The organism is Pantoea sp. AG1095, from assembly GCF_003208415.1.
GTDB classification, from domain to species: Bacteria; Pseudomonadota; Gammaproteobacteria; order Enterobacterales; family Enterobacteriaceae; genus Pantoea; species Pantoea leporis.
On the sequence record NZ_QKMJ01000005.1, the window covers coordinates 1 to 23611 of the forward strand.

Sequence of the window (23611 nt, forward strand, 5' to 3'; positions counted from 1 at the left end):
AAATGGGGTTGGGTGGGCTGAGTCCGGTAGCGTACAGGACTCAGCATTACGCAGCGCTTTAACTAAACGGTCCAGGTTATGGGGTTCAGTTCATTCATGGCGACCTGCTAACTTTTAGCGATCTTTTCCGCCGCTTCCTGCAGCGCGCTGATCACGATCTCCAGCGCCTCATCCGAAATATCTTCCTGCGCCAGACGATGATTCAAGGTGTGTTTGATCAGATGAATCGCCTGTTCAACCTGCGGAATGCTGCGGTTATTCACCAGAATCGCCAGCGAGGTTAAGCGCTCGATAATCGCATTCACATTGTCACGATTCTCCGCCAGCAGCGCCTCGCCGCCTTCATTCAGCGCATAGGCTTTACGCGATGCCTGCGCATCGACCACGCGAATCGCATCCATCTCTTCGAGCAGCGTCAGGTTAGGATAGATAATGCCGGGGCTGGGTGAATATTCCCCTTTGGAGAGCTCTTCAACCGATTTGATCAGCTCATAGCCGTGCGCAGAGCTGATGGCGAGAAAGTGCAGCATTAACAAGCGGATATCGCTGGCATCCAGCATCCGCTCCCGACGCTTCTTGCGTGCGCCTGCACAGACGGTGCGCTGTGCGTGATCGGACTGCCATGGAAAATCCCGCTGCTGTTTCATTGCCTTCCTGAGCGCTAATTAAGGGAGGTTGATAGTAGTCTGCCACCTGGCAAAATTCAACACAGGCGGCAGCGCGCGCGGCGTTGGCGTTATTTCTGATGCCAATAAGCTACGGCGCGCACGAAATCGGTATGTGCACCGCGTCCCTGGGTGAAGTAATCGCTCAGCAGTTTCACCGCTTCGCCCTCGCCCGTCAGCCAGATGAAGTATTCAGTGGCGGGTAGCGCAATCTTATCCAGCTGCGCCGTTATTGATGCCAGGTTATCGGCCTGCATGGTGCCGCTGCCCAACCAGCTCACCTGCACATTTGGCAGATCACCGAGATAATCGCGGCCGGTGGCTTCATCGGCATAGGCCAGCAGGTGAATTTCCTGCGCCTGGATTTCGCGGTAACGACGTTTAAAGGCGGGCAGACCGGTCTCATCACAGACGTAAATCTGGCAGGCGTAATCCGCCGGGATCACCAACGAACCGCGCGGACCGCCCATCGCGATTCGATCGCCCACTTTGGCTTGGCTTGCCCAGCTGCTGGCAACGCCGCCGTCGTGGATGTAGAAATCGATGGTCAGAGAATCGACGCCGTTAAATTCCAGCGGCGTGTAATCACGCGCGGCAGGACGCACGCCATTCGGCCAAACGATGCCTTCATCGGTGATCTGCGGCAGCGCCAGCTCTGCACCGGCATGTTCCGGGAAGAACACTTTGATGTGATCGTCAAACGATGGCGAGTTGAAGCCGGCCAGATCGCTGCCGTTGAAAACAATGCGCCAGAATTCACCGGCAATCAGCGTCTTGCTGACCACGCTGATGTGGCGGAAACGCAGTTCATTGCGCACACGACGTGGCGCGCGTTCGGAAGGGTGAGTTTGCAAGTAGTGTCTCCCTAAAAGATAGTGAAAGTCATTCTCATCTGATGGGGAGAGAATAGTTATGATATATCTTCGACGCAATGCCGAAAAATGCTATTGGAAAATTGGCATGTTTAAACAGCGCGATAAATCGCGCCGCTACGATGAAGAGCAGTCAGTGATAAGGTGCAAATGACAAGCAGGAAGTGGAGCGGCGCAATTTATTGCGCAATACATAGATGCGTTTGACTGCCGAGACCGCGCTTAGATTGCAGCGGTCACGGATTTTAAAACCGGATTACGCTTGGTGATTGCCGCAGGTCACGAAACTGCCATCATCCTGGCTATGTTTCGGCAGCACATTGTCGCCCAGAATTTCATGCTGCGCACAATGCGTTTGATGCGGATGCAGTCCGCCCGGCGGTGAAAAAGGCTCAGCCATTTGTGCACTTGCCAGCGAAGAAAACGCTACAAGCGCTGTCATGAGGAACAACGGGAGAAGTCGCATAATTTTTTTGTCTGTTCACTATAGCGGCCCGAAATGGACCAGAAATGCAGGTGATTATCCAGCCTGATGTATGGCGGCTGGTGATTTACGCGGCCAATCAGGTTTCGATGAAGAATTTTACGCTCATTACGTCAATGAGTTTATAAAATCGTGCGGTTTGTCACGGTTTACCGCACGAATTATGCATTACTTATCCGTCACCGGAATATAGAAGGTGCCTTGCAGCAGATCGGGCGTGCTGTATTTCAGATCCAGCTTAAGTAAATCTTTGCCCGTACGGCGTGCCACGCCCAGCGCTGGCAAATGGTTGTAGTAAATCTCCGCGGTGAATGCGTTGATCTCTTCCGGCGCGCCGTGCCAGTCAATCTCCGCACACAAACCCCTCTCGCCGGTCCAGTTCTGCACGTTACGCGGCAGCACATCGGCGTATTGACTCTCCAGCGCCTGGAACAGGCTGATGTGTTGCTGGTCGGCAGAATGCACGCCCGGACTGAACTGAAAGCCCAGCCAGCCGCGGTTCACATGCTGACCGGCAAAAGCGATGAAATCGCGCGTATGCTGCGCCACCACATGATTTTGATGATCGATGTATTCCCCGAAACGGCATTCCCACTCAATCACTTCGCCACACAGCTGAATCTCCGGCTTCTGCGCCAGACGCGCATTGACCCACTCACGCTGCGTGGAGATGCGGCTGTGGAAATCCTTCATCAGCATTTCCGGAATGCGACGATAAGCACCCGGCGTCATCGAGAAGTGACTTTTAAACACACGGGTAAAATTCTGCTGATTATCAAAACCAAAGCGCACCGCAATATCGATCAGCGGCATGCTGGTCAGACGCAGCGCCATCGCCGCCATGGTCAGACGACGTTTGCGCGTGTAGGACGCCAGCGTTTGTCCGGTCATCTCTTTGAACATGCGCTGCATGTGCCATTTGGAGTAACCGGATTTCAGGGTAATCAGATCGATGTTGAGCTCGTCGGTCAGGTTCGCTTCTATCCAGTCCACCAGATCGTTGATGTACTGTTTTTTTACATTCAGGCTGAGCATGATTTTGATAGTCGAATGAGGTGGTTAACGTCATGAATTTGCGTTATTCGTCACATAAATATAACAAAAACGTATTACCAACGTAAGGAAGAGTAAAGGTAGCGCAACGGGAAAAGCATTAATTGCTTAGGTTACTAACGTTTTTATCGCGCACGAAAAGAAAAAGGTCGTCACGAATGACGACCTTACGGTGATATCAACTGCTTGAAGCGGTGCGCGGGCTCAGTGCGAACGCATGCCCGCTGCCGTCATCATCATACGAAACAGTGATGCCACCACACCGAGTGCCAGCACGCTTGCGCCGTAAATGACTACCAGCCACATCACCTGCTTCCACCACGGAATCTTCGTTTCAGAGTGAGTTTTCATGTTGCTGACCTCGGTTTTCATATCAATGGTATCCTTCGTCGGCTTTGATTTTTCCGCGGAACACGTAGTAACTCCAGAAGGTGTAACCCAGAATTACCGGAATAATCAGCAGGCCGCCCACCAGCATAAACGCCTGGCTGCTCGCCGGAGACGCCGCCTGCCAGATGGTGATTGACGGTGGAATGATGTTCGGCCAGATGCTGATACCGAGGCCCGAGAAGCCAAGGAAAATCAGCGCCAATGTCAGGATGAACGGCGAGTAATGCGCTTCACGTTTGATGGCGCGCACAATCCCCCACGAACACAGCACCACCAGTACCGGAACCGGCAGGAACCAGAACAGGTTCGGACGCGAGAACCAGCGCTGCGCGATATCCGCGTGCGTCAGCGGCGTCCAGATACTGATAATGCCCACCACCAGCAGCAACGTCAGCGTCAGCGGCGTCGCCAGCGCAGACATTTTACGGTGCAGATCGTGTTCGGTTTTCATGATCAGCCAGGTACAACCCAGCAGTGCATAGGCGATGACCAGACCGACGCCGCAGAACAGCGGGAACGGCGCTAACCAGCTCATCGCTGAACCCGCATATTCACGGCCCACCACCGGGAAACCATTCAGAATAGCGCCCACGGCCACGCCCTGACTGAAGGTGGCCAGCAGTGAACCGGCAATGAATGACTTATCCCAGAATGCACGGTGTTCTAGCGTGGCTTTAAAGCGGAACTCAAACGCTACGCCACGGAAGATCAGGCCAATCAGCATCGCCGTCAAAGGAATCGACAGCGCATCCAGCAGCACCGAGTAGGCCAGCGGGAACGCGCCATACAGCGCCGCGCCGCCCAGCACCAGCCAGGTTTCGTTGCCATCCCAAACCGGGGCAACGGTATTAACCATCATGTCGCGTTCAATGGGATCTTTATTGAACGGCAACAGCAAGCCAATGCCGAGATCGAAACCATCCATCACGATGTACATCAAGGTGCCAAACACGATGATGGCAAACCAGATAATTGAAAAGTCGATCATCTTAGTGCTCCCCACTCTTTTCGCTATGGGTTTTGGCCGCCGACAACGGACGCGCTGGCGTGTGATGCTGACCCGGGCCACCGTGATCAACCTCTTTACCTTCGCCGGTCACCGGACCCTCTTTGATCAGACGCATCATGTAGAGGTAACCGACACCAAACACCGACGAGTAGACCAGAATGAACGCCAGCAGGCTGATGCTCATGTGCATATCGCCATGCGCCGAGACCGCATCAATGGTGCGCTGCACGCCATATACTACCCACGGCTGACGCCCAATCTCGGTGGTAAACCAACCGGCCAGAATGGCGATCAAACCCGATGGCCCCATCAGCAGCGTGAACCACAGGAACGGACGCGAGTGATACAAACGGCCTTTGAAACGCAGCCACAAAGACACCACGCCGAGCGTAATCATCAGCAGGCCCAGCGCCACCATCACGCGGAATGACCAGAAGATAATGGTGGAGTTTGGACGGTCCTCTTTCGGGAAGCTCTTCAGCGCAGGGATTTGCTTCTCCAGGCTGTGCGTCAGAATCAGGCTGCCGAGGTACGGGATTTCCAGTGCGTACTTGGTGCGCTCCTGCTCCATATCCGGCACACCGAACAGAATCAGCGGCGTGGCTTCACCCGGCTTGTTTTCCCAGTGTCCTTCAATTGCCGCGATTTTCGCAGGCTGATGCTCAAGGGTGTTCAGGCCGTGCGCATCACCGATCATCGCCTGAATCGGTGCCACGATCAGCGCCATCCACAGCGCCATCGAGAACATCTTACGAATCGCTGGATTGTCGTTACCGCGCAGTAAATGCCATGCGCCCGACGCGCCGACAAAGAAGGCGCTGGCCAGGAAGGCACCGACCGACATGTGGAACAAGCGATAAGGGAACGAGGGGTTGAAGATAATTTTCAGCCAATCTTCCGGTACCACGATGCCGTTCTGGATGATGTAGCCCTGCGGCGTATGCATCCAGCTGTTTGACGCCAGAATCCAGAAGGTGGAGAAGATGGTGCCGAGCGCGACCATGCAGGTTGCAAAGAAGTGCAAGCCTGGACCGACGCGGTTCCAGCCAAACAGCATCACGCCAAGGAAGCCCGCTTCAAGGAAGAAGGCGGTTAACACTTCATAGGTGAGCAGCGGGCCGGTGATACTGCCAGCAAACTGTGAGAAACCGCTCCAGTTAGTACCGAACTGGTACGCCATCACCAATCCGGATACCACGCCCATGCCGAAGTTAACGGCAAACGCTTTTGACCAGAAATGGTAGAGATCGCGATAGGTCTCGTTACGGGTTTTCAGCCACATCCCTTCAAGCACCGCCAGGAAACTGGCGAGACCGATGGTGATGGCTGGAAAGATAATATGGAAGGAAACAGTAAATGCGAACTGAATCCTGGCCAGATGAAAGGCGTCTAATCCAAACATTGCTTACCTCATTGCCACAAATTACACCGAATTTTTACTTATAATTAACAAGCAGAGCGCAGCGGTTATTTCGCCGTGCTTAAAGAAATGTCGCGCCAATGTAAAAGGAAGTGGTGCGAACAAAAAGATACAGGGGAAGACGGTAAAACTATAACAGTGTTTTTTGATTTCGATCATTGTTTTCAGCAGAAACTAATACTTTAAAAATCACGATGTTAAGGTTAAACACCCTCATTCATTGTGACAATATTGTTATTGTTTTCCGCCTATTCCCGCTGTGCTTATCAGGTAAGCACTTCATTTATTTATTTTTTAGTGCGAAGAAAAAATGGCGTTATTTACGGTAAATACGTTGAGCATGTAAATATTTCCGGACAGCGCAGAATGATCAGAATTGTTAATTAAAAGCTAATATTTTTAGAACAAAAAGATATATTTCTGCTGTTTATTAAACAGGTGATGTAAACGCAGTGACGTTAACCTACTGCGGCATGGTATTTGCCAGCGGCGACAAGCTGTGCTTTTTTAGAGCAGTAATCAACCAGTTAAACAGCGAAGGAGAGGTTATGGCCCGTCTTACTGCACAGGATTTCCCTCAGGAACTGCTCGAGCTTTACGATTACTACGCGCACGGCAAAATCAGCAAACGCGAATTTATCGCGATGGCGGCGAAATTCACCATCGCCGGCATGACCGGCGCCACGCTGCTCAGCGCCATGAGCCCCAATTATGCGCTGGCGCAGCAGGTGGAATTTACCGATCCGGCGATCAAACCGGAATACATTCACTATCCGTCACCGCAAGGTCACGGCGAGGTGCGCGGCTATCTGGTGCGACCGGCCAATGCATCCGGCAAAGTGCCTGCGGTGGTAGTGGTGCACGAGAATCGTGGCCTCAATCCCTACATCGAAGACGTGGCGCGACGGGTAGCGAAAGCCGGTTACATCGCGCTGGCACCCGATGGTTTGAGCTCGCTGGGCGGTTATCCGGGGAATGATGATGAAGGCAAAGTGATGCAGGCCAAAGTCGACCCCACCAAGTTGATGAATGACTTCTTCGCCGCGATTGATTTCATGATGCACCACGAAGAGGGCACCGGCAAAGTGGGTATCACCGGCTTCTGCTACGGCGGCGGCGTAGCCAATGCGGCGGCCGTCGCGTTCCCTGATTTGGCCTGCGCGGTACCGTTCTACGGCCGTCAGCCTAAAGCGGAAGATGTGCCGCGCATCAAAGCGCCGCTGTTGCTGCACTACGCCGCGCTGGATAAAGGCATCAACGAAGGTTGGCCAGCCTATGAAGAGGCGTTGAAAGCCAATCACAAAATCTATGAAGGCTATGTTTATCCCGGTGTGAATCATGGCTTCCACAATGATTCGACGCCGCGTTATGACAAAGCCGCCGCCGAATTAGCGTGGAGCCGCACGCTGGGTTGGTTTGAGAAGTATTTACGCGCTTGAGGGTGCGGCGGTCGCCATAAATGGCGGCCCTTCTCAATGCGCCTTCAAAATCCGATGCACATTGCTCTCCAGCCAATCCGCCAGTCCAGTCACCTGCCCTTCCACTTCGCGGCCTAACGACGTCAAACGATACTCAACGTGCGGTGGCACCACGTCATAGGCAATGCGTTCCACAAAACCATCCTCTTCCATATGGCGCAGCGTCTGCGCCAGCATACGTTCGCTGACGCCGCCAATCTTGCGGCGCAGCTCGCTAAAACGCAGGGTTTCTTCGCGCAGCGCCAGCAAAATCAGTACGCTCCAGCGGCTGGTAATGCGCTTCAAAACGTCGCGTGACGGGCAATTCACGTTAAGCAACTCACCGCGCGTAAATTTTACACTCAACTTTTCAGACATTTAACTCAGCTTCTCCAAACTAACAAATCTGTAAGTACTTACTAAAAGTTAGTTTATCGCTTAGGCTGTTTTCATACCAGTTCAAAAGGAGAACAACATGATTGCGATTACAGGTGCCACAGGCCAACTGGGCCGTCTGGTGATTAACGCGTTATTGAAAAAAGTGCCGGCTAGCGAAATCATTGCGGCGGTGCGTTCGCCCGAGAAAGCGGCCGATCTGCAGGCGCTGGGCGTAACGCTGCGAGCGGCGGATTACAGCCAACCGGAAACGCTGCAAAGCGCCTTTGCCGGTGTCGATAAACTGCTGCTGATCTCTTCCAGTGAAGTCGGCCAGCGTGAAGTGCAGCACAAGGCGGTGATCGATGCGGCAAAAGCCGCTGGCGTTGGCTTTATCGCCTACACCAGCTTACTGCATGCCGATACCTCGCCGTTGGGATTAGGCGTTGAGCATCGTGCGACTGAAGCCCAGTTGAAAGCCTCGGGCATTCCTTTCGCGCTGCTGCGTAACGGCTGGTACACCGAAAACTATGCCGCGAGTATTGCACCCGCGCTGGCGCATCATGCCTTTATTGGTGCGGTCGGCGAAGGTCGCATCGCTTCCGCGGCGCGCGCTGACTATGCGGCGGCAGCGGCCGAAGTGATCAGCCGTGACGATCAGGCGGGCAAGGTGTATGAACTGGCTGGCGACGACAGCTACACGCTGGCGCAGTTCAGCGCCGAGATTGCTAAACAGTCTGGCGAGCAAGTGGATTACATCAATCTGCCACAAGCCGAATTTGCCGCCGCGCTGAAAGGTGCCGGTTTGCCAGAGGGCTTGTCAGAGATGCTGGCAGATTCAGATGCCGGCGCCGAAAAAGGCGGTTTGTTTGACGATAGCCATACGCTAAGCAAACTGATTGGCCGCCCCACTACACCGTATGCGGACGTGATAAAGGCGGCTTTGCAGAAGTAAGGTGCGGCCTGATGCCCTCACCCCGGCCCTCTCCCTGTGGGAGAGGGAGACGCTGCCACATGTTAGCTCTATCGATTCCCTCTCCCTGTGGGAGAGTGAGGCGCTGCCACATGTTAACTCGATCGGTTCCCTCTCCCGCCTGCGGGAGAGGGTTAGGGTGAGGGAAATACAGCTCTATTTCCGCTGCGTTTGCCATAAATTGATCAAGCCCCCCCACGCTTTTCTGCGCAAATTTTAGCGATTTTCTTAAATACAGATATTTCTGTGCAGCTATTTAAACATCCATCCTAAAAGCCGCTTTCATTTCCTGAAATATAGTCCGTTGTAATCACTGAAAAATCATAAAAACTCCGGATCCATCGACATGATTTATTACGTTCATAGATAAATCGCATTGTTGTTTCGCCCGTTCAGAGCTCTATAATTTGTTCTTTACGCATTCAAGAATTTACCAGGAGGCTGCTATTAATACTAACCAACAGCAATATAACGCTTTCGAGGATCGACGCGCTGATGCTGAACTGGAGTATCAATATAATCCTCACGAGTTCGTTCGCGAAGGTATGCAGGATTCGGAGCCGGAACCCGAGCTGATTGAAGGTTTGCCCGCGCCGGATGCGCTGACGCCTGCCGATCGCTACATGGAACTGTTTGAGCAGGTACAGACATCGCACATATTTGCTGACAGCAAAACGTTTCCGGACTGCGCACCAAAATTCGATCCGCTGGATATTTTAATCCGTTTTCGTCGCCGTAAACGCGCAGCGGATTTTGATCTGGAAGCATTCGTGCACGAACATTTTTATTCACCTCAGGTGAATGAGAGTTTTTATGTTTCCAATCCAGATAAAACCTTAACCGAACATATTGACGATCTGTGGCCGGTGTTAACCAAAATGCCACAGCAACATTTAGCGCATTCTTCACTGCTGCCGTTGCCGAAACCTTACGTGGTGCCCGGCGGCCGATTTGGAGAAACCTATTACTGGGACTCCTACTTCAGCATGCTCGGCCTCGCCGATGCTGGACGCGACGATCTGCTGCGTCATATGGCGGATAACTTCGCCTGGCTGATTGATAACTACGGTCACGTGCCGAACGGCAACCGTACTTACTACCTCAGCCGTTCGCAGCCGCCGGTGTTTGCGCTGATGGTGGAACTGTTTGAAGAAGATGGCATTCGCGGCGCGAAACGCTATCTCGATCAGCTGATGAAAGAGTACCAGTTCTGGATGGACGGCGCGGGTGAGCTGATGCCGCATCAGGCCTATCGCCACGTGGTGCGCATGCCAGATGGTTCGCTGCTCAACCGTTACTGGGACGATCGCGACACGCCGCGCGATGAGTCGTGGCTGGAAGATATTGAAACCGCGAAGAAATCAGGTCGTCCGGCCAACGAGGTTTATCGCGATCTGCGTGCCGGTGCCGCATCGGGCTGGGATTACTCTTCACGCTGGCTGCGCGATCCGCAGCGTCTGGCGAGTATCCGCACCACGCAATTTATTCCGATCGATCTCAACGCGTTCCTCTACAAGCTGGAGCTGATGATTTCGACGCTGTCACATGCCAAAGGTGAAGAGCTCACGGCGCTGGCGTGGCAAAAAAAAGCCGATGCGCGTAAGCAGGCGATTCATCGCTATCTATGGGATAACACCGCCGGGGTGTACCGCGATTACGACTGGCGTCGCGAACGCTTTGGCGCCTTCACCGCTGCTGCGGTGGTGCCGCTGTTCCTCGGCCTCGCCTCGCCCGAGCAGGCGCACCTGCAGGCCGTTGCGCTGCGTCATCTGTTACTGACGCAAGGCGGCTTGTTAACCTCAATGGTGGAGAGCGGCGAACAATGGGATAAACCCAATGCCTGGGCGCCGTTGCAGTGGATGGCGGTGGTCGGTTTGAATCACTACGGTGAAGAGACGCTGGCGACAGAAATTGCCGTTAACTGGCTGAATACGGTAAATAATTTCTATTCACTGCATCATAAGCTGGTGGAGAAGTATGACATCAGCGGCGATCGCGCCCGTCCGGGTGGCGGCGGCGAATATCCGCTGCAGGACGGCTTCGGCTGGACTAATGGCGTCACCCGCAGATTGATGACCATGTATGGGCATTTGTTGGCGGATTGAGATCGGTGCGGCCTGATGCCCTCACCCTGACCCTCTCCCACAGGGAGAGGGAAACGCTGCCATATGTAAGCTCGTTCAGTCCCCTCTCCCGCCTGCGGGAGGGGGTTAGGGCGAGGGTAAAAGCTACCCCGCCAACCCAAAACCCTGCTTACCATTCTTCTTAATCTGATACATCGCCTCATCGGCCCGCGTCAGCGCTTCATCGAAGCTGTCGCGTTCCTGCACCTGCGCAATGCCAATTGACGCGCCAATCTGCGCATGTCCATTATCAATATCAAACGGCGTCAGCGCGGCATCCAGCACCGCCTGCATCATAATGCGCACTTTCGGATAGTCGATCAGGAACGGCATCAGCAGCACAAACTCGTCGCCGCCGAGTCGGCCAATCACCACGTTTGGCGGCACCACGTCGATGATGCGCTGGCTCAGCTGAATCAACACCTCATCACCACTGCGATGTCCCAAGGTATCGTTGACGTGTTTGAAGTTATCAAGATCGATAAACGCCACGCACAGCGGGCCCTGCGCTTTCATCCTGCTGAACTGCGTATTGAGCGCATGGCGATTAGTCAGTCCGGTTAGCGGATCGTGATGCGCCAGCGATGAGAGCTGCGCTTCGTACTGCTTCTCTTTGGTCATATCGATGTGCGTACCGGTGACTTTGAGCGGATTGCCCGCTGCGTCCCATTCTGTAACGCGTCCGCGATCCAGCACCCATTTAATGTTGTCGTTTTTGCCCAGCATGCGGTGCAGCGCTTCGTAATAAGGCGCGCGCCCTTCAATGTGATCGTAAAAGGCTTTGAGCACTTCGTCGGCGTCATCCGGATGCAGGCGTTCGCGCCACACATCGAACTGCGCTTTGGTCTCTTTCGGCTGAAAACCCAGCATCGCACCCCAGCGACGATTAAAAATCACCAGCTTGCCGCTGGGAATATCCAGCTGCCACAAACATAAACCGGTTCCATCCAGCGCTGCACTCAGCTTATTACGCGCGTCATGCGCTATACGCTTTAACCGCGCATTATGCTTTTTCAGGTTCTGAATCTGCTGACGCAGCGCTTCTTCTGACATGGTTGGCTGAAGGAGAGGAAATAAGCGCTATTTTGCCTGCCAGGAAGTTTCTGTAAATAAAACAAATGAAAAGCCGATTAGCAGCGGCAAATTGGAGAAACTTCAGGAGTTACGTCGAAAGTTTCCTGTCAAAACAGCTGACTTAACTTACTTAAGTACCAGCCTGTAGTAAGCCCCGCCTACATACGTAAGAAATTTCTTAAAAAGCATTTAATAACCGTTGAGCTTCGTGCCGCTGTGAAGGGGCACTGGCGCATTAAAGCGCAGCCAGAGGGCCGCACCGCCGCACGGCAGTGCCTAAAGCAGCAAAGAAAACTGAGAATCAATTCGTGGGCAAACGCATTTTTAGCATGATTTTTTTGTTGGGCTTTTGCCTGTCGGCCTGGAGCGCCACCACCTTAAAATTCACGCCGCGTTACGGTCTGGTTTCCCCTGAAGTGACGCTGAATGCAGAGGGACAGCAGTGGCTAAAACGTCATCCGGTGCTGCGCATCGGCGTATGGAGCCATACGTTACCGCCCTATTCGGTTGAATTCGAAGAGGACACCTTTGAAGGACTGTCCGCCGATTATCTGGCCATCATCGCGAAAACGCTGAATCGCCCGGTCGAAGTTAAGCGCTATAACACCCGTCTCGATCTGGTTAACGCGCTCAATAACAAGCAAGTCGATTTAATTCCTTACTACCCGCAGGCTGCTAATCATGAAACCAAACTGGCGCTGAGTATTCCCTATTCGCTGGCGCAAAGCGTGTTGATTAGCCGCCGCCAGGCAAAATTTGATCGTCAGCTGAATGACAGCCGCTATCGCCTGATGTACTACGGTGACGACGAACTGAAAGCGCTGCTGCATAAACGCTATCCCGAAGCCACATTAGCGCCCGCCTCACCGCCGCTCTGGGCCTATACCGATACCGCTTTCAATGAGGACATGGTTTTCTGGAGCAACTCCGCCACGCAGCGTTATTTGTCGCAGCGCGGCTTGCAGAACATCATTGAAGGCCATAGCACGCCTTACATGAATGATGTGGATGCGCGCTTTGCCGCCCGCGCGGACAATGCTGAGCTGATCGACGCCATTAATGAAATTCTTAAAAATATCCCGCTACGTAATGCCGTACAAATTGCCGAAGCCTGGGGGCTTGATTACCAGTCGGTGGTGAAGAATCATCCTTTGGACCTTAGCGAAGCCGAAGCAAAATGGCTGGCGGAGCACCGCGATATCACGGTGAATTACGACCCTACACATCTGCCTTTCACCTTTCTCGACAGCAAACAGCGTGTCGCCGGACTCAGCGTTGATTTGTTAAATCTCATCTCGCAACGCACCGGTATTCGTTTTCATTACAACCCAATGCGGGGCTTGAGCAACATGCGCGATGCGTTGGTTAATCAACGCGATTCCCTGATTGTGGTGAGTGACGGCGCGTCAAAGCAGAGCCCGCAGATTCAATACACGCGATCTTATGTCTATTCGCCTTGGGTGGTGATGACCCGCAGCGACAGTAACTGGCACAGTTTCGATGAGATGACAGGGAAACGCATCGGCATCTACGAGCGTTCTTATTATCGCTTTGATCTGCGTCGCCGCTGGCCAACCATCGATTTTAGTGAAAATGCGGTTTCGCTCGACTCCCTCGGGCAGCTGCAGGACAAAGAGGTTGACGGCTTTATCGTGCCCTACGAATCGGCGCAATATTTGCTGAATAACCACTTCAACGATCGCTTCAAAGTGGCGTTTGTCGCACCGTTGCCGATGTTTCGCATGGCGATGGCCACCAATGTGGCGGATGAGCATCTGAATTCCATCCTGAATAAAGCGCTGTCCGATATTCCGCAGCCAACCATGCAGTCACTGATGGAGCGCTGGATCAAGTACACGCCGCCCGCCACCAGCACGTCCTGGCAGAGCTATCGCAGTTACGTGCTGCGTATTGCTGCGGTGGCCGGCATTTGCCTGCTTTTTTTCCTGTGGCGCAACCATCTGCTGAAATCGTCGCTGGCGAGGCAGCGCCAGCACGAGCGTGAAATCAGTGACCAACTGCACACGATCGAAACCTTGTTAGAGGACGTGCGTAAAGCGAAGCGTGCGGCACTGCGCTCCAGCGAGGCGAAAAGTACTTTCCTTTCACATATGAGCCATGAAATCCGCACGCCGTTGGCGGCACTGATTGGCCTGTTGGAGATTGAACATTTAGGTCAGAGCGACGAAGCGCAGCGGCAAAAGAATATCGATTTGGCGTGGGAATCTTCTCGTTCACTGCTCTCGCTGGTCGGCGATATTCTCGACCTGGCGAAAATCGAATCCGGTCATTTCAGCATTCGCCACATGCCGATGTCACTGAGCGATGTGGTTTACGACACTGAAGCGCTATTCCGTCAGGTGGCGCTAAATAAAGGGCTGGCGCTCAATGTCATGCTGGATATCGATCAGGACAGCGTGCTGTTCGATCCCGTGGCGTTGAAGCAGATCCTGGCGAACCTGGTCAGCAATGCCATTAAGTTTACCGCGCGGGGTGAAGTTGAAGTGGCGCTTTACCAGGCAGATATCACTAAACCCGAATACGTACTGGAAGTCTGCGACAGTGGGGTGGGTCTCACGCCAGAACAGCAAAAGGCGATTTTCGAGCCCTTTGTTCAGGTGGATCAGGGCACTAATCGCGTCAGTGGCACCGGACTGGGTCTCAACATCTGTCGCCGTCTGGCGGTGATGCTGGGAACCGAGCTGCATGTAGAGAGCGAGCCCGATGAGGGCAGCGTGTTTATGCTGCGCTTCATCGCCCAGCCCGCCACGCTGACTGAAGCAGAAGCTGAGCCAGTTGATGACGTTGTGCACGCATCCTTAAGAATGCTGGTTGTGGATGACAACGCCACCAATCGCCTGCTGCTGGCACAACAGTTGCGTTACGCCGGGCATCATGTGTTGGTGGCAGAAGACGGTGAAACGGCGCTGGCACTGTGGCGCGAACATGACGTTGATCGTGTGATTACCGATTGCAATATGCCAGGCATGGATGGCTTTGAATTTACCCGCCAGTTACGTATTGAGGAGAAGCTAATGAATCGCCGCGCAGTCCCGATTTATGGCCTGACGGCGATGGCAGAAGAGCGTGTTGCACAACTCGCGACGCAGGCTGGCATGGATGGTTGCCTGTTTAAACCGCTGGAGCGCACCCAGCTGCTGCGAGTGGTCACTGGCAGCGCTGCCAGCAGTGTGCGCAATGAAACCCTGCTTACCCTGGAAAACCTCGCAGCCAATGATCCGCAAGCCTGGCGCGATCTGGTCACCACCGCTCAGCAGCAAAATGCGCGCGATCTTGCACAACTGGAGCAAGCTGCCATGGCGGAGGACTTCCCTGGTGCACACCACGCTGCACATCAATTACTTGGCAGCGCCAAATTACTGCGCGCTGAAAGCCTACAACAGAGTTGCCTCGCCGCCGAGCAGGCAGCCGAACAACGAGAGAGTGCGTTCCTGCAGCAGCTGATTCCCGCAGTCGCTACAGCAGTGGCCGAACTGGAAGCGATCTTCCTCCACGCACTAAAAAATAATCCTGATAATGAGGTGAAACCATGAAACAAGATGCAATCTGGCAGGTTGTCGTATTAGACGATCATCCCCTGATCGGCAAAGCAATTCAGTATCGTCTGGCGCAGGAAGCGCTGCTGGACCTGGCTGGCGCTTTTTCACAACGCCAGCAGCTGATGGCATTTCTACAGCGTCATTCAGTGGACGTGCTGGTGCTGGACTACATGCTTGGCGAGGACGAACTCGACGGCCTGCAGATGGTGAAACAGCTGCGCGCGCGATATCCCGATTTAAAAATCCTGATCTCCTCGGCAGTTGAAAAACCGGCAATAGTGCAACTGCTGTTAAAAGCGGGTGTGCATGGTTTTGTGGGTAAAAGTGAAGATCAGGAAGTGCTGATTTCCGCCCTGCATCAGGTATGCCGTAACAAGCGTTTTCTCACCGCCGATATGCTGCTGGAGATGGATAAGTTTCAGGAAAGCGATAGGGAAATGCATGACTATTTATTGCCGCGTCAAACTGGCGAAGATATCACGCTGCTGCTGCGCAATCTCAGCCCACGTGAGATCGAGGTGATCCGTTGCTATCTGGATGGATTAAGCATTACGCAAATCGCCGGAAAATATGCGCGCAGCCGTAAAACCATCAGCGGGCAAAAACAGACTGCACTGCGTAAATTGGGTCTGCGATCTGATTTGGAATTATTCAAATATAAAGAGCATTTCGGTGAAATTGTGCTGCATCACTGATGCATAAATTGTGTTCTGTGACGCGGATCAAGGCTTATTGGCCGCGCTGCGCTGTCATGATGTTTACTAGAATGGTAGTTTATCAGTTATCACAGACACGATAACGGTGGATGACATTATGCAACTGACAATGCGTTGGTTTGGTCCGAAAGAAGATAAAGTTTCGCTGGAATATATTCGTCAGGTGCCGGGCGTGCGCGGCGTCGTGGGCGCGCTGTATGACGTGCCGGTAGGTGAAACCTGGCCGAAAGAGAATATTAACGCGCTGGTTAAGCAGGTGCATGCCGCCGGGCTGACCGTGGAAGTGATCGAAAGCGTCAACATTCACGACGACATCAAAATCGGTCTGCCAAGCCGCGATCGTTACATCGAAAATTATCAGCAGAGCATCCGTAACCTGGCCGAAGCGGGTGTGAAAGTGATTTGCTACAACTTCATGCCAGTGTTTGACTGGATGAAGACCGACATGAACTACGTGCTGCCAGACGGCTCGCTCACCATGGCGTTCGAGAAGAAAGGCATTGATAAGAGCCTCGACGAAGTGGTGCAGGAAGTACTGGGCAACGCCAATGGTTTCGCCCTGCCGGGCTGGGAACCGGAGCGTCTGGCAAAAGTGCAGGATCTGTTTGCCCAATACAAAGATGTTGATGACGCTAAGCTGCGTGAAAACCTCGCTTACTTTCTGAAAGCGGTGATCCCGGTATGTGAAGAAGTGGGCGTGAAGATGGCGATCCACCCGGACGATCCACCGTATTCGATCTTCGGCCTGCCGCGCGTGGTGAAGAACCGCGACGATCTCGACTGGATCTGTAACGTGGTCGATTCCGAGGCTAACGGCATCACGCTATGTACCGGATCGATTGCCGAAGATCCGAGTAATGATGTGTACGCCATTCTGGCGGAGTTCTCGCGCCGCAAACGTATTCCGTTCGCCCATGTGCGTAACATCAAGATTATTCGGGATAAAGATTTCTACGAATGCGCGCACCCAACCGAATACGGTTCGCTGGATATGTATAAAGTGCTGCAATCGATGTATGACAACGGCTTTGATGGCTACATCCGTTCGGATCACGGCCGCTTTATCTGGGGCGAAACCGGCCGTCCGGGCTACGGTTTGTACGACCGCGCGCTAGGCACCACCTATCTGCTGGGATTGTGGGAAGCGCTGAGTAAGCGCTGAGTTGGATGCGCTTTGTCCCTCACCCTAACCCTCTCCCGCAAGCGGGAGAGGAACTTTTTGCTCCCTCTCCCCGTGGGAGAGGGCCGGGGTGAGGGCATCAGCGCGCACCATAATCACCGCACAACCTGACAAACTCGCCTTCCCCACTTGCCGTTAAATATATACAGTCAAACTGTACATATTCAGCGGGGAATCACCGTGTCAGAACATAACAAAGCCGTTGTGCGTCGATTCAATCAGCAGGTGATTGCCGAAGGCGATCGCCAGGCTTTCGATCAGCTCGTTGGCGAAAACTTCATTAACCGCTCAGCGCCAGCCGGCGCGCCCAGCGATCGCGAAAGTCTTTGGCACACCTTCGATCAGATCCTGCGCCCCGCTTTCTCCCATCTTCAGGTGCACATTGAAGATCAAATCGCCGAGCGCGATTGGGTCACCACGCGCAAAACAATAACCGGCGTTCACAGCGGATCGCTGATGGGCATCGCGCCCACCGGTTTACCTGTAACGATCGCGGTGATCGATATGGTGCGTATTGAAGAGGGAAAATACGCGGAACATTGGGGCATGAACACGCTGGCGGCGGTGATGACGCAGTTAAAGCAGTTTGCGTAACGCAGCCAGCCCTTTTTGCAGATCGTCGCGATCCTGCTGGTCGAGTGTTTCATTGATGCGCGCCGCAAGCCAGTCGGCACGCTGTTGACGTGCGGCCGCCAACGCAACGCGCGCCTGATCGCTCAGCACAATCACCTGCGCCCGCGCGTCCTGCGCGCTTTTTTGTCGCAGCACCAAATCTTGCGCCTCGAGTTCGTTAATCACTAATCGCATGCTTTGATGCTTCACGCCGCGCAGCCGCGCGAGATCGGCGATAGAAAGCTCGTCATGGCTGTCGAGCAGATCTAAGGTTTCATATTGCGAGGTGCGCACGGTCGCGGTGCTGACGCGGACGTTACGTACCAAATGACTGACCATCTTACGGAGCTCTTCCGCCAGCTGCTGGGTTTCATTTTCAGTGCTCAAAGGGGCGATTCCTGCGCGCTATCGTCGGTCCATTATAGGAAACCTATTGCCTAATGCCTCAGTTAAGCACCCTATCAAATCACCGCACATTTCGTAGCGGCGCGATTTATCGCGCAATGAATTGCGCCGCTACAATGTGTGCTCTCAGTGATTAAGGGTTTTCATGTCTTAACTAACGAGCATTAGGAAACCTATTGCCAGGCTTTAAACAACAAACTGGCATTCACGCCGCCAAAGCCAAAACCGTTGGAAAGCGCATAGGTCATTGCCGTCGGCTGTGGCTTGAGTGCCACCAGATTCAGCCCAACAGCCGCTTCATCCGGATGCTGCAGATTGAGCGTCGGCGGAGCAACCTGATCGCGCAGCGCCAGAATCGAGAAGATCGCTTCCACGCCACCCGCCGCACCGAGCAGATGTCCGGTGGCCGATTTGGTGGAAGTGATTGCCACCTTGCTGCCAGCAAACAGCGAGCTAATTGCTGCCAATTCGCCCTTGTCGCCGACCGGCGTCGACGTGGCATGCGCATTGATATGCTGCACCTCGCTCGCCGTAATGCCCGCCTGCGCCAGCGCGGTTTCCATTGCCCGGCGTGCCCCTTCACCATTTTCCGGGCCGGCGGTGAGGTGGTAAGCGTCCGCGCTGGTACCGTAACCCACCAGCTCCGCCAGCGGTGTCGCGCCGCGCGCCTGCGCATGTTCCAGCGATTCAATCACCAGCAATCCCGCGCCCTCACCCATCACAAAACCGTCGCGGTCGCGATCAAACGGACGCGAAGCCTGCTCTGGACGATCGTTAAAGCCGCCCGACATCGCTTTCGCTGCGGCAAATCCGGCCAGGCTCACGCGATGGATCGCCGCTTCGGTGCCGCCGCACAGCGCAATATCCGCTTCGCCGCTGCGAATTAGCCGTGCTGCATCGCCAATCGCCTGCGCACCCGCCGCGCACGCCGTCACCGGCGCGCCAATCGGCCCACGAAAACCGTGTGCAATCGAAACGTGTCCGGCGGCCAGATTGGCGAGAAACGAAGGAATGGTAAACGGCGACAAGCGACGCGGCCCACGCTCGGCGGTGGTTTCAACCGCGTTGGCGATTTCGTTAAAGCCGCCGATGCCGGTGGCGATCACCGTGGCGGTGCGCTGCTGTTGCGCACTGTCCTGCGGGAACCAGTTGGCTTGCGTCAGCGCTTCATGCGCCGCCACCAGCGCGAACTCGATAAAGCGATCCATTTTCTTGCGATCTTTGGCGGCGATAATCCCGTCGGGATTAAAACCGTGCTGGGGATCCTGCTCCAGCGTCGGCACCTGTCCCGCCACTTTGCAGGCGATATCCTGCACCATCTCTGGCGGCAAGGCGCTGATGCCCGATTTCCCCGCTAGCAGCGACTGCCAAACCGCTTCCGTGCCGCAGCCCAGCGGCGATACCAGCCCCATGCCGGTAATGACAATTCGTTTCATTTTTCATTCCTTAATCTGCGGATACTTGCGCGTTGCCGTTATGACTGCGGCTGGTGCAGCGGCGGCGGCGCAAATTTCTGGGTGTTATCTCCAGCGCGTTTTTTCTGCAGATAATCATGGCGATAGTGCATCACCGGCTCCGCTGCCGGGCCGGGCACCATCTGATAGTTATCCAGCGTCAGCGGCTGGCCGTTTTCGCTATCGACCAGCTGCATCTTCACCGGACGCTGCGTAGCGCTTTCCACCAGCTGCATCTGGCGACCTTCCGGCGAGAAATGCGTGCTGCCCCACTCGGTGAGCGCCAGAATTACGCCGCGAAAATCGCGACCGACGGCCGTCAGGTGATATTCGAAGCGCGCCGGGCTGGTGCTGTAACACACCTTCTCCAGCAAGCCATCGTCCACCAGCTCTTTCAGCCGCCGCGACAATATGTTGGGCGCTACACCGCTGCTTTTCTGGAACTCATCGAAGCGCGTAAAACCGGCCAGCGCATCGCGCATAATCAGTATGCTCCAGCCATCGCCAATGCGCCCAAGGCTGCGCGCGATGGGACAAGGCATGTTGTGGAGCGTTTGGTTTTTCAAGGTTGGCTATCCCGCATCGGTTTGATGGCGGATACTGTTGCAGAGTGACTTTCATTTTGCAAGTAACTTGCAGAGTGAAAGTGATTTGGCGATGGCTTCTTTGCACAATAAAGTGCGCCGCTACGGTTGGGCGCACTTGATCGTAGCGGCGCGATTTATCGCGCGGATTTGGTCAGGTCCGTACCCGCAATCTCGCCTCAATCTTATCGGCGATCTTGGTCACCACATAGGCAATCACCATGTAAAACACCACCGCCACCAGGAAGGCTTCGAGGTAGTAGAAATTCAGCGCCGCGGTCAGTTGCGCCTGGGCGAAGATATCCACCACTTCGATGGCAAACGCCAGCGACAGCGCTTTCATGATCACCATAAAGGCGTTCGCCAGATCAGGAATCGCCGCCACGATAATCTGCGGGAACATTACGCGGCGGAACAGCTGGCCGCCGCTGTAACCGAGCGACAGCGCTGCATCCGATTGTCCGCTATCAAATGAGTTGAGCGCGCCCTTCCACACTTCCGCCTGAAACGCCGCGACGCAGGCGCTCAGGGCGACGATGATGATCACCCAGTTCGGCAGCGAGTGCGCATTCACTTTCACGCCAAACAGCGTGGCGACGAAATCCAGCGCCGGCGGCAAACCGTAATAGGCGAGGAAAATCACCACCACCATCGGCACGCCTTTAAAGGCAATTTTGTAGGCGATCACCAACTGACGCAGCACCGGAAGGCGGCGATGTTCAACAAAGGCAAACAGCCCGCCGAGCAGCGTTGAACAGATAAACACCGTCACCGCCATCAGCAGCGTCACCGGCACCGCATCGAGAATGCTCCAGAAGTCCGGCAGTAAAACCTCAAGATCAAACATGGTTTCTCTCCCTTATCAGACGCTGGTGAATTTGACGCGTGCAGCAGTTTTCGAGCTGTACTTCGCGTGACGTTGTTCGAAGAAACGGATAATCAACCAGGCCACGCCGCACAGCAGCGAATAGAGCACCGCCAGCACCAGATAAGTGCCGAACTGATATTGGTTGTAGTCGCGTTCCATGATCAGATGCGCGGTCGCCATCACATCCGCCGCACCGATGTACATCACCAGCGCCACGTTATGAATCAGATAGATAATCGCATTGCCGTAACCCGGCAGCGCATAGTGCACCGCTTGCGGACCGACAATACGCAGCATTTTCTGGCGGAAGCTGTAGCCCATGCTGTCGGCGGCGTCATGCTGGCCGCTCTCCACGGCGAGAAACGCCGGGCGCATCACTTCCGACAGATAACCGCCGTGATACAGACTCAGGCCAATCATCGCCGCGATGTTGGCGGTGACAAAATCGCTGAAGCCAAACTGCTCGGCCACCAGCGGCAAGCCATAAAACGCGACAAACAGCTGCAGCACCACCGGCACGCTGCGCGCGTATGAGACGTACAAATCCACAAACTGGCTGATAACCGGGATGCGGCGCACGCGGAATACGGTGGCGATCAGCGCCAGGAAGAACCCGACGATCATCGCGACAAACATTATGCCAAGCGTCAACGGCAGCGCCGAGAGCAGCTCGGGAATCATCGAAGTCAGATTCACGGTGAAACACTCCTGCTAACAATGAAGCAACGCCCGGCTCAGCACCGGGCGCAGCTTTAGTGAATCCTTACTTCATGTACTTCGTGACGTCTTCGCCAAACCACTTCTGCGCCAGCTTATCCAGCGTGCCGTCCGCTTTCAGCTGTTGCAGCGTTTTGTTGATGTCATCGTTCAGCGCCTGGTTCTCGGCTGAACGGTGAATCAGCACGTAAGTGTTGTTAATGGCAACCGGCTCGCTGGCTTTGATCGCCAGTTTCTGGTTGTCGATCACCGTTTGCTCGCCAAGGTTCGAAGGCAGGATCAGCGCATCATATTTGCCACGCTGCACCTCTTTCAGACGATCCGGATAAGGCACGCCTGCGCTCGAAGCTTTGATCTCAACTTTGTCGTTCGGGTTGTCCTGCTGCCACAGCGTCACAAATTTGTAAACGCCGCCGCCTGCGGTAACCGGCACAATCTTCTTGCCGACCAGATCTTTCATGCTGTTGATGGTGCTATCGCTGCGGCTGTAGATCTTCATCAGGCTGGCACCGATCGGCGCATCCGGGATCAGGAACTGTTTGCTGCGCGTTGGCGCTTTGTAATAACCGCCGGTCGCCATGTCATATTTGCCGGTGGCGAGGCCCGTTTCCTGGGCGATATCCGCCGCACCTTCCATCACAAATTTGTACTGCGGCAGTTTAGCGTTGATGGCTTTCAGCACGTCCGGCTCGTAGCCCTGCGGCTCGTGACCAATCGCGCCCCACGACAGCGGTTTAGACTCCGCCGCAGTGGCGATTTTGATAGTGCGCACCGCGTCGGCGAAGCTGTTACCGCTGATGAGTGCCAGCGCGATGATGCCAGGCGCGGCCAGGCGACGTAAAGTGGTTTTGATTGCAGGCATGTCGTTGATTCCTTTAATTATTAGAATACGCGTTCTGAATTGAGGAACTGAGCAAGTCGCGGCAGGGTTGGATTATCAAACATCTCAGTCGGGCTGCCCTGCGCGGCCACCACGCCCTGATCCATAAAGACGATGCGGTTCGAGATACTTTTGGCGAACTGCATTTCGTGTGTCACCAGCAGCGAGGTAATGCCGGAGGACGCCACATCTTTAATCACTTTCAGCACCTCGCCCACCAGCTCCGGATCGAGCGATGAGGTCGGTTCATCAAACAACATCACATCAGGACGCACCGCCAGCGCGCGGGCGATGCCGGTACGCTGCAGCTGACCGCCGGAAAGCTGCGACGGATAGTGATCGAGTTTGGCGCCCAATCCGACGCGCTCCAGCTCCTGCACGGCGATATCGCGCGCTTGCTGTTTGCTTTTGCGTTGAATGACGATCAGCGGATCCATCACGTTTTCCAGCACCGTCATGTTTTTGAACACGTTGAACTGCTGAAACACCATCGCGGTGCGCAGGCGGATCGCCTGGATCGCCGCTTTATCCGGTGCCTGATAATCCATGCGGATCTGATCGAGCTGAATGGTGCCCGCCGCCGGTTTCGCCAGATAGTTAATGCAGCGCAACAGCGTGGTTTTACCGGTGCCGCTTGGCCCGATGATCGACACCACATCGCCGCGTTTCACCGACAAATCGACACCTTTCAGGATCGGCGTGCTGCCGTAAGAGAGCTTAATATCGTTGAGTTCTAACAT

At 54.6% G+C, this 23611-nt stretch carries 23 protein-coding genes; 7 read left to right on the forward strand and 16 right to left on the reverse strand.

What is annotated here, in order from left to right:
- Positions 1-107: 107 nt before the first annotated feature.
- The 7 genes from DEU53_RS12065 to DEU53_RS12095 all read right to left on the reverse strand — a co-directional run bounded on the left by DEU53_RS12065 (position 108) and on the right by DEU53_RS12095 (position 5875).
- Positions 108-647 (reverse strand): PadR family transcriptional regulator, encoded by a 540-nt coding sequence (locus DEU53_RS12065; protein WP_101761889.1) that lies wholly within the window; start codon positions 645-647, stop codon positions 108-110.
- Between the two features lie 89 nt (positions 648-736).
- The gene (locus tag DEU53_RS12070) at positions 737-1519 is read right to left on the reverse strand and encodes a siderophore-interacting protein (protein ID WP_110867246.1); all 783 of its coding nucleotides are present in this window, start codon (positions 1517-1519) and stop codon (positions 737-739) included.
- A gap of 274 nt (positions 1520-1793) precedes the next feature.
- Positions 1794-1937 carry a hypothetical protein gene (locus DEU53_RS12075; protein ID WP_233501756.1) on the reverse strand — a complete coding sequence of 48 codons (144 nt, stop codon included), beginning with the start codon at positions 1935-1937 and terminating at the stop codon, positions 1794-1796.
- Between the two features lie 252 nt (positions 1938-2189).
- Positions 2190-3056 carry a helix-turn-helix domain-containing protein gene (locus DEU53_RS12080; protein WP_110867248.1) on the reverse strand — a complete coding sequence of 289 codons (867 nt, stop codon included), beginning with the start codon at positions 3054-3056 and terminating at the stop codon, positions 2190-2192.
- A gap of 222 nt (positions 3057-3278) precedes the next feature.
- Positions 3279-3446 (reverse strand): DUF2474 domain-containing protein, encoded by a 168-nt coding sequence (locus tag DEU53_RS12085; protein ID WP_101761885.1) that lies wholly within the window; start codon positions 3444-3446, stop codon positions 3279-3281.
- Between the two features lies 1 nt (position 3447).
- The gene (gene cydB, locus DEU53_RS12090; RefSeq protein ID WP_064738586.1) at positions 3448-4452 is read right to left on the reverse strand and encodes a cytochrome d ubiquinol oxidase subunit II; all 1005 of its coding nucleotides are present in this window, start codon (positions 4450-4452) and stop codon (positions 3448-3450) included.
- A 1-nt stretch (position 4453) separates the two neighbouring features.
- Positions 4454-5875, reverse strand: coding sequence for a cytochrome ubiquinol oxidase subunit I (locus DEU53_RS12095; RefSeq protein WP_101761884.1), 1422 nt, complete (start codon positions 5873-5875; stop codon positions 4454-4456).
- A gap of 566 nt (positions 5876-6441) precedes the next feature.
- Between DEU53_RS12095 and yghX the strand changes: the two genes are divergently transcribed.
- Positions 6442-7332: a YghX family hydrolase gene (gene yghX / locus DEU53_RS12100; RefSeq protein ID WP_110867249.1), complete on the forward strand. Its 891-nt coding sequence runs from the start codon at positions 6442-6444 to the stop codon at positions 7330-7332.
- A 33-nt stretch (positions 7333-7365) separates the two neighbouring features.
- Here yghX and DEU53_RS12105 read toward each other — a convergent pair whose 3' ends face one another.
- The gene (locus DEU53_RS12105) at positions 7366-7728 is read right to left on the reverse strand and encodes a helix-turn-helix domain-containing protein (RefSeq protein ID WP_110867250.1); all 363 of its coding nucleotides are present in this window, start codon (positions 7726-7728) and stop codon (positions 7366-7368) included.
- Between the two features lie 97 nt (positions 7729-7825).
- Between DEU53_RS12105 and DEU53_RS12110 the strand changes: the two genes are divergently transcribed.
- Both DEU53_RS12110 and treF read left to right on the forward strand, forming a co-directional pair.
- Complete coding sequence (locus DEU53_RS12110; protein ID WP_110867251.1) at positions 7826-8680, forward strand: SDR family oxidoreductase; 855 nt, start codon at positions 7826-7828, stop codon at positions 8678-8680.
- A gap of 464 nt (positions 8681-9144) precedes the next feature.
- Complete coding sequence (treF, locus tag DEU53_RS12115) at positions 9145-10803, forward strand: alpha,alpha-trehalase TreF (protein ID WP_052026007.1); 1659 nt, start codon at positions 9145-9147, stop codon at positions 10801-10803.
- Positions 10804-10926: 123 nt separating this feature from the next.
- Here the strand turns inward: treF and DEU53_RS12120 are convergent, their stop codons facing one another.
- Entirely contained in the window at positions 10927-11874 is a 948-nt protein-coding gene (locus DEU53_RS12120) for a sensor domain-containing diguanylate cyclase (RefSeq protein WP_110867252.1), read from the reverse strand.
- A gap of 350 nt (positions 11875-12224) precedes the next feature.
- Between DEU53_RS12120 and DEU53_RS12125 the strand changes: the two genes are divergently transcribed.
- From DEU53_RS12125 to DEU53_RS12140, 4 genes are all read left to right on the forward strand, one after another.
- A complete protein-coding gene (locus DEU53_RS12125) occupies positions 12225-15449 on the forward strand; it encodes a transporter substrate-binding domain-containing protein (RefSeq protein ID WP_233501757.1) in 3225 nt (1074 codons plus the stop codon).
- The gene (locus tag DEU53_RS12130; protein WP_110867254.1) at positions 15446-16150 is read left to right on the forward strand and encodes a response regulator transcription factor; all 705 of its coding nucleotides are present in this window, start codon (positions 15446-15448) and stop codon (positions 16148-16150) included. The genes DEU53_RS12125 and DEU53_RS12130 overlap by 4 nt, the downstream gene beginning before the upstream one ends.
- 118 nt (positions 16151-16268) lie before the next feature.
- Positions 16269-17333 (forward strand): mannonate dehydratase, encoded by a 1065-nt coding sequence (uxuA, locus tag DEU53_RS12135; protein ID WP_110867255.1) that lies wholly within the window; start codon positions 16269-16271, stop codon positions 17331-17333.
- 198 nt (positions 17334-17531) lie between these two features.
- A complete protein-coding gene (locus DEU53_RS12140) occupies positions 17532-17945 on the forward strand; it encodes an ester cyclase (protein WP_101761876.1) in 414 nt (137 codons plus the stop codon).
- Here the strand turns inward: DEU53_RS12140 and DEU53_RS12145 are convergent.
- From DEU53_RS12145 to DEU53_RS12175, 7 genes are all read right to left on the reverse strand, one after another.
- Positions 17928-18350: a MarR family winged helix-turn-helix transcriptional regulator gene (locus DEU53_RS12145; RefSeq protein ID WP_110867256.1), complete on the reverse strand. Its 423-nt coding sequence runs from the start codon at positions 18348-18350 to the stop codon at positions 17928-17930. The two genes, DEU53_RS12140 and DEU53_RS12145, sit on opposite strands and share 18 nt — an antisense overlap.
- A gap of 191 nt (positions 18351-18541) precedes the next feature.
- Positions 18542-19804, reverse strand: a complete 1263-nt coding sequence (gene fabF / locus DEU53_RS12150) for a beta-ketoacyl-ACP synthase II (RefSeq protein ID WP_110867257.1) — start codon at positions 19802-19804, stop codon at positions 18542-18544.
- A gap of 38 nt (positions 19805-19842) precedes the next feature.
- Positions 19843-20388: a helix-turn-helix domain-containing protein gene (locus tag DEU53_RS12155; protein WP_110867258.1), complete on the reverse strand. Its 546-nt coding sequence runs from the start codon at positions 20386-20388 to the stop codon at positions 19843-19845.
- 172 nt (positions 20389-20560) lie between these two features.
- Positions 20561-21253, reverse strand: a complete 693-nt coding sequence (locus DEU53_RS12160; protein ID WP_110867259.1) for an amino acid ABC transporter permease — start codon at positions 21251-21253, stop codon at positions 20561-20563.
- Positions 21254-21268: 15 nt separating this feature from the next.
- Positions 21269-21955 (reverse strand): amino acid ABC transporter permease, encoded by a 687-nt coding sequence (locus tag DEU53_RS12165; protein WP_154155525.1) that lies wholly within the window; start codon positions 21953-21955, stop codon positions 21269-21271.
- An 82-nt stretch (positions 21956-22037) separates the two neighbouring features.
- Positions 22038-22853, reverse strand: coding sequence for a transporter substrate-binding domain-containing protein (locus DEU53_RS12170; RefSeq protein ID WP_110867260.1), 816 nt, complete (start codon positions 22851-22853; stop codon positions 22038-22040).
- A 20-nt stretch (positions 22854-22873) separates the two neighbouring features.
- Positions 22874-23611 (reverse strand): amino acid ABC transporter ATP-binding protein, encoded by a 738-nt coding sequence (locus DEU53_RS12175; RefSeq protein WP_110867261.1) that lies wholly within the window; start codon positions 23609-23611, stop codon positions 22874-22876.

What these genes read in the sequence shown, in the direction of transcription:
- uxuA (WP_110867255.1), top strand. Translation starts at nt 16,269, where the DNA reads ATGCAACTGACAATGCGTTGGTTTGGTCCGAAAGAAGATAAAGTTTCG.
- DEU53_RS12075 (WP_233501756.1), bottom strand. Translation starts at nt 1,937, where the DNA reads ATGGCTGAGCCTTTTTCACCGCCGGGCGGACTGCATCCGCATCAAACG.
- DEU53_RS12105 (WP_110867250.1), bottom strand. Translation starts at nt 7,728, where the DNA reads ATGTCTGAAAAGTTGAGTGTAAAATTTACGCGCGGTGAGTTGCTTAAC.
- DEU53_RS12170 (WP_110867260.1), bottom strand. Translation starts at nt 22,853, where the DNA reads ATGCCTGCAATCAAAACCACTTTACGTCGCCTGGCCGCGCCTGGCATC.
- DEU53_RS12160 (WP_110867259.1), bottom strand. Translation starts at nt 21,253, where the DNA reads ATGTTTGATCTTGAGGTTTTACTGCCGGACTTCTGGAGCATTCTCGAT.
- DEU53_RS12085 (WP_101761885.1), bottom strand. Translation starts at nt 3,446, where the DNA reads ATGAAAACCGAGGTCAGCAACATGAAAACTCACTCTGAAACGAAGATT.
- DEU53_RS12095 (WP_101761884.1), bottom strand. Translation starts at nt 5,875, where the DNA reads ATGTTTGGATTAGACGCCTTTCATCTGGCCAGGATTCAGTTCGCATTT.
- DEU53_RS12120 (WP_110867252.1), bottom strand. Translation starts at nt 11,874, where the DNA reads ATGTCAGAAGAAGCGCTGCGTCAGCAGATTCAGAACCTGAAAAAGCAT.
- DEU53_RS12080 (WP_110867248.1), bottom strand. Translation starts at nt 3,056, where the DNA reads ATGCTCAGCCTGAATGTAAAAAAACAGTACATCAACGATCTGGTGGAC.
- DEU53_RS12125 (WP_233501757.1), top strand. Translation starts at nt 12,225, where the DNA reads ATGATTTTTTTGTTGGGCTTTTGCCTGTCGGCCTGGAGCGCCACCACC.
- DEU53_RS12130 (WP_110867254.1), top strand. Translation starts at nt 15,446, where the DNA reads ATGAAACAAGATGCAATCTGGCAGGTTGTCGTATTAGACGATCATCCC.
- fabF (WP_110867257.1), bottom strand. Translation starts at nt 19,804, where the DNA reads ATGAAACGAATTGTCATTACCGGCATGGGGCTGGTATCGCCGCTGGGC.
- DEU53_RS12175 (WP_110867261.1), bottom strand. Translation starts at nt 23,611, where the DNA reads ATGTTAGAACTCAACGATATTAAGCTCTCTTACGGCAGCACGCCGATC.
- DEU53_RS12165 (WP_154155525.1), bottom strand. Translation starts at nt 21,955, where the DNA reads ATGATTCCCGAGCTGCTCTCGGCGCTGCCGTTGACGCTTGGCATAATG.
- DEU53_RS12065 (WP_101761889.1), bottom strand. Translation starts at nt 647, where the DNA reads ATGAAACAGCAGCGGGATTTTCCATGGCAGTCCGATCACGCACAGCGC.
- cydB (WP_064738586.1), bottom strand. Translation starts at nt 4,452, where the DNA reads ATGATCGACTTTTCAATTATCTGGTTTGCCATCATCGTGTTTGGCACC.
- DEU53_RS12110 (WP_110867251.1), top strand. Translation starts at nt 7,826, where the DNA reads ATGATTGCGATTACAGGTGCCACAGGCCAACTGGGCCGTCTGGTGATT.
- yghX (WP_110867249.1), top strand. Translation starts at nt 6,442, where the DNA reads ATGGCCCGTCTTACTGCACAGGATTTCCCTCAGGAACTGCTCGAGCTT.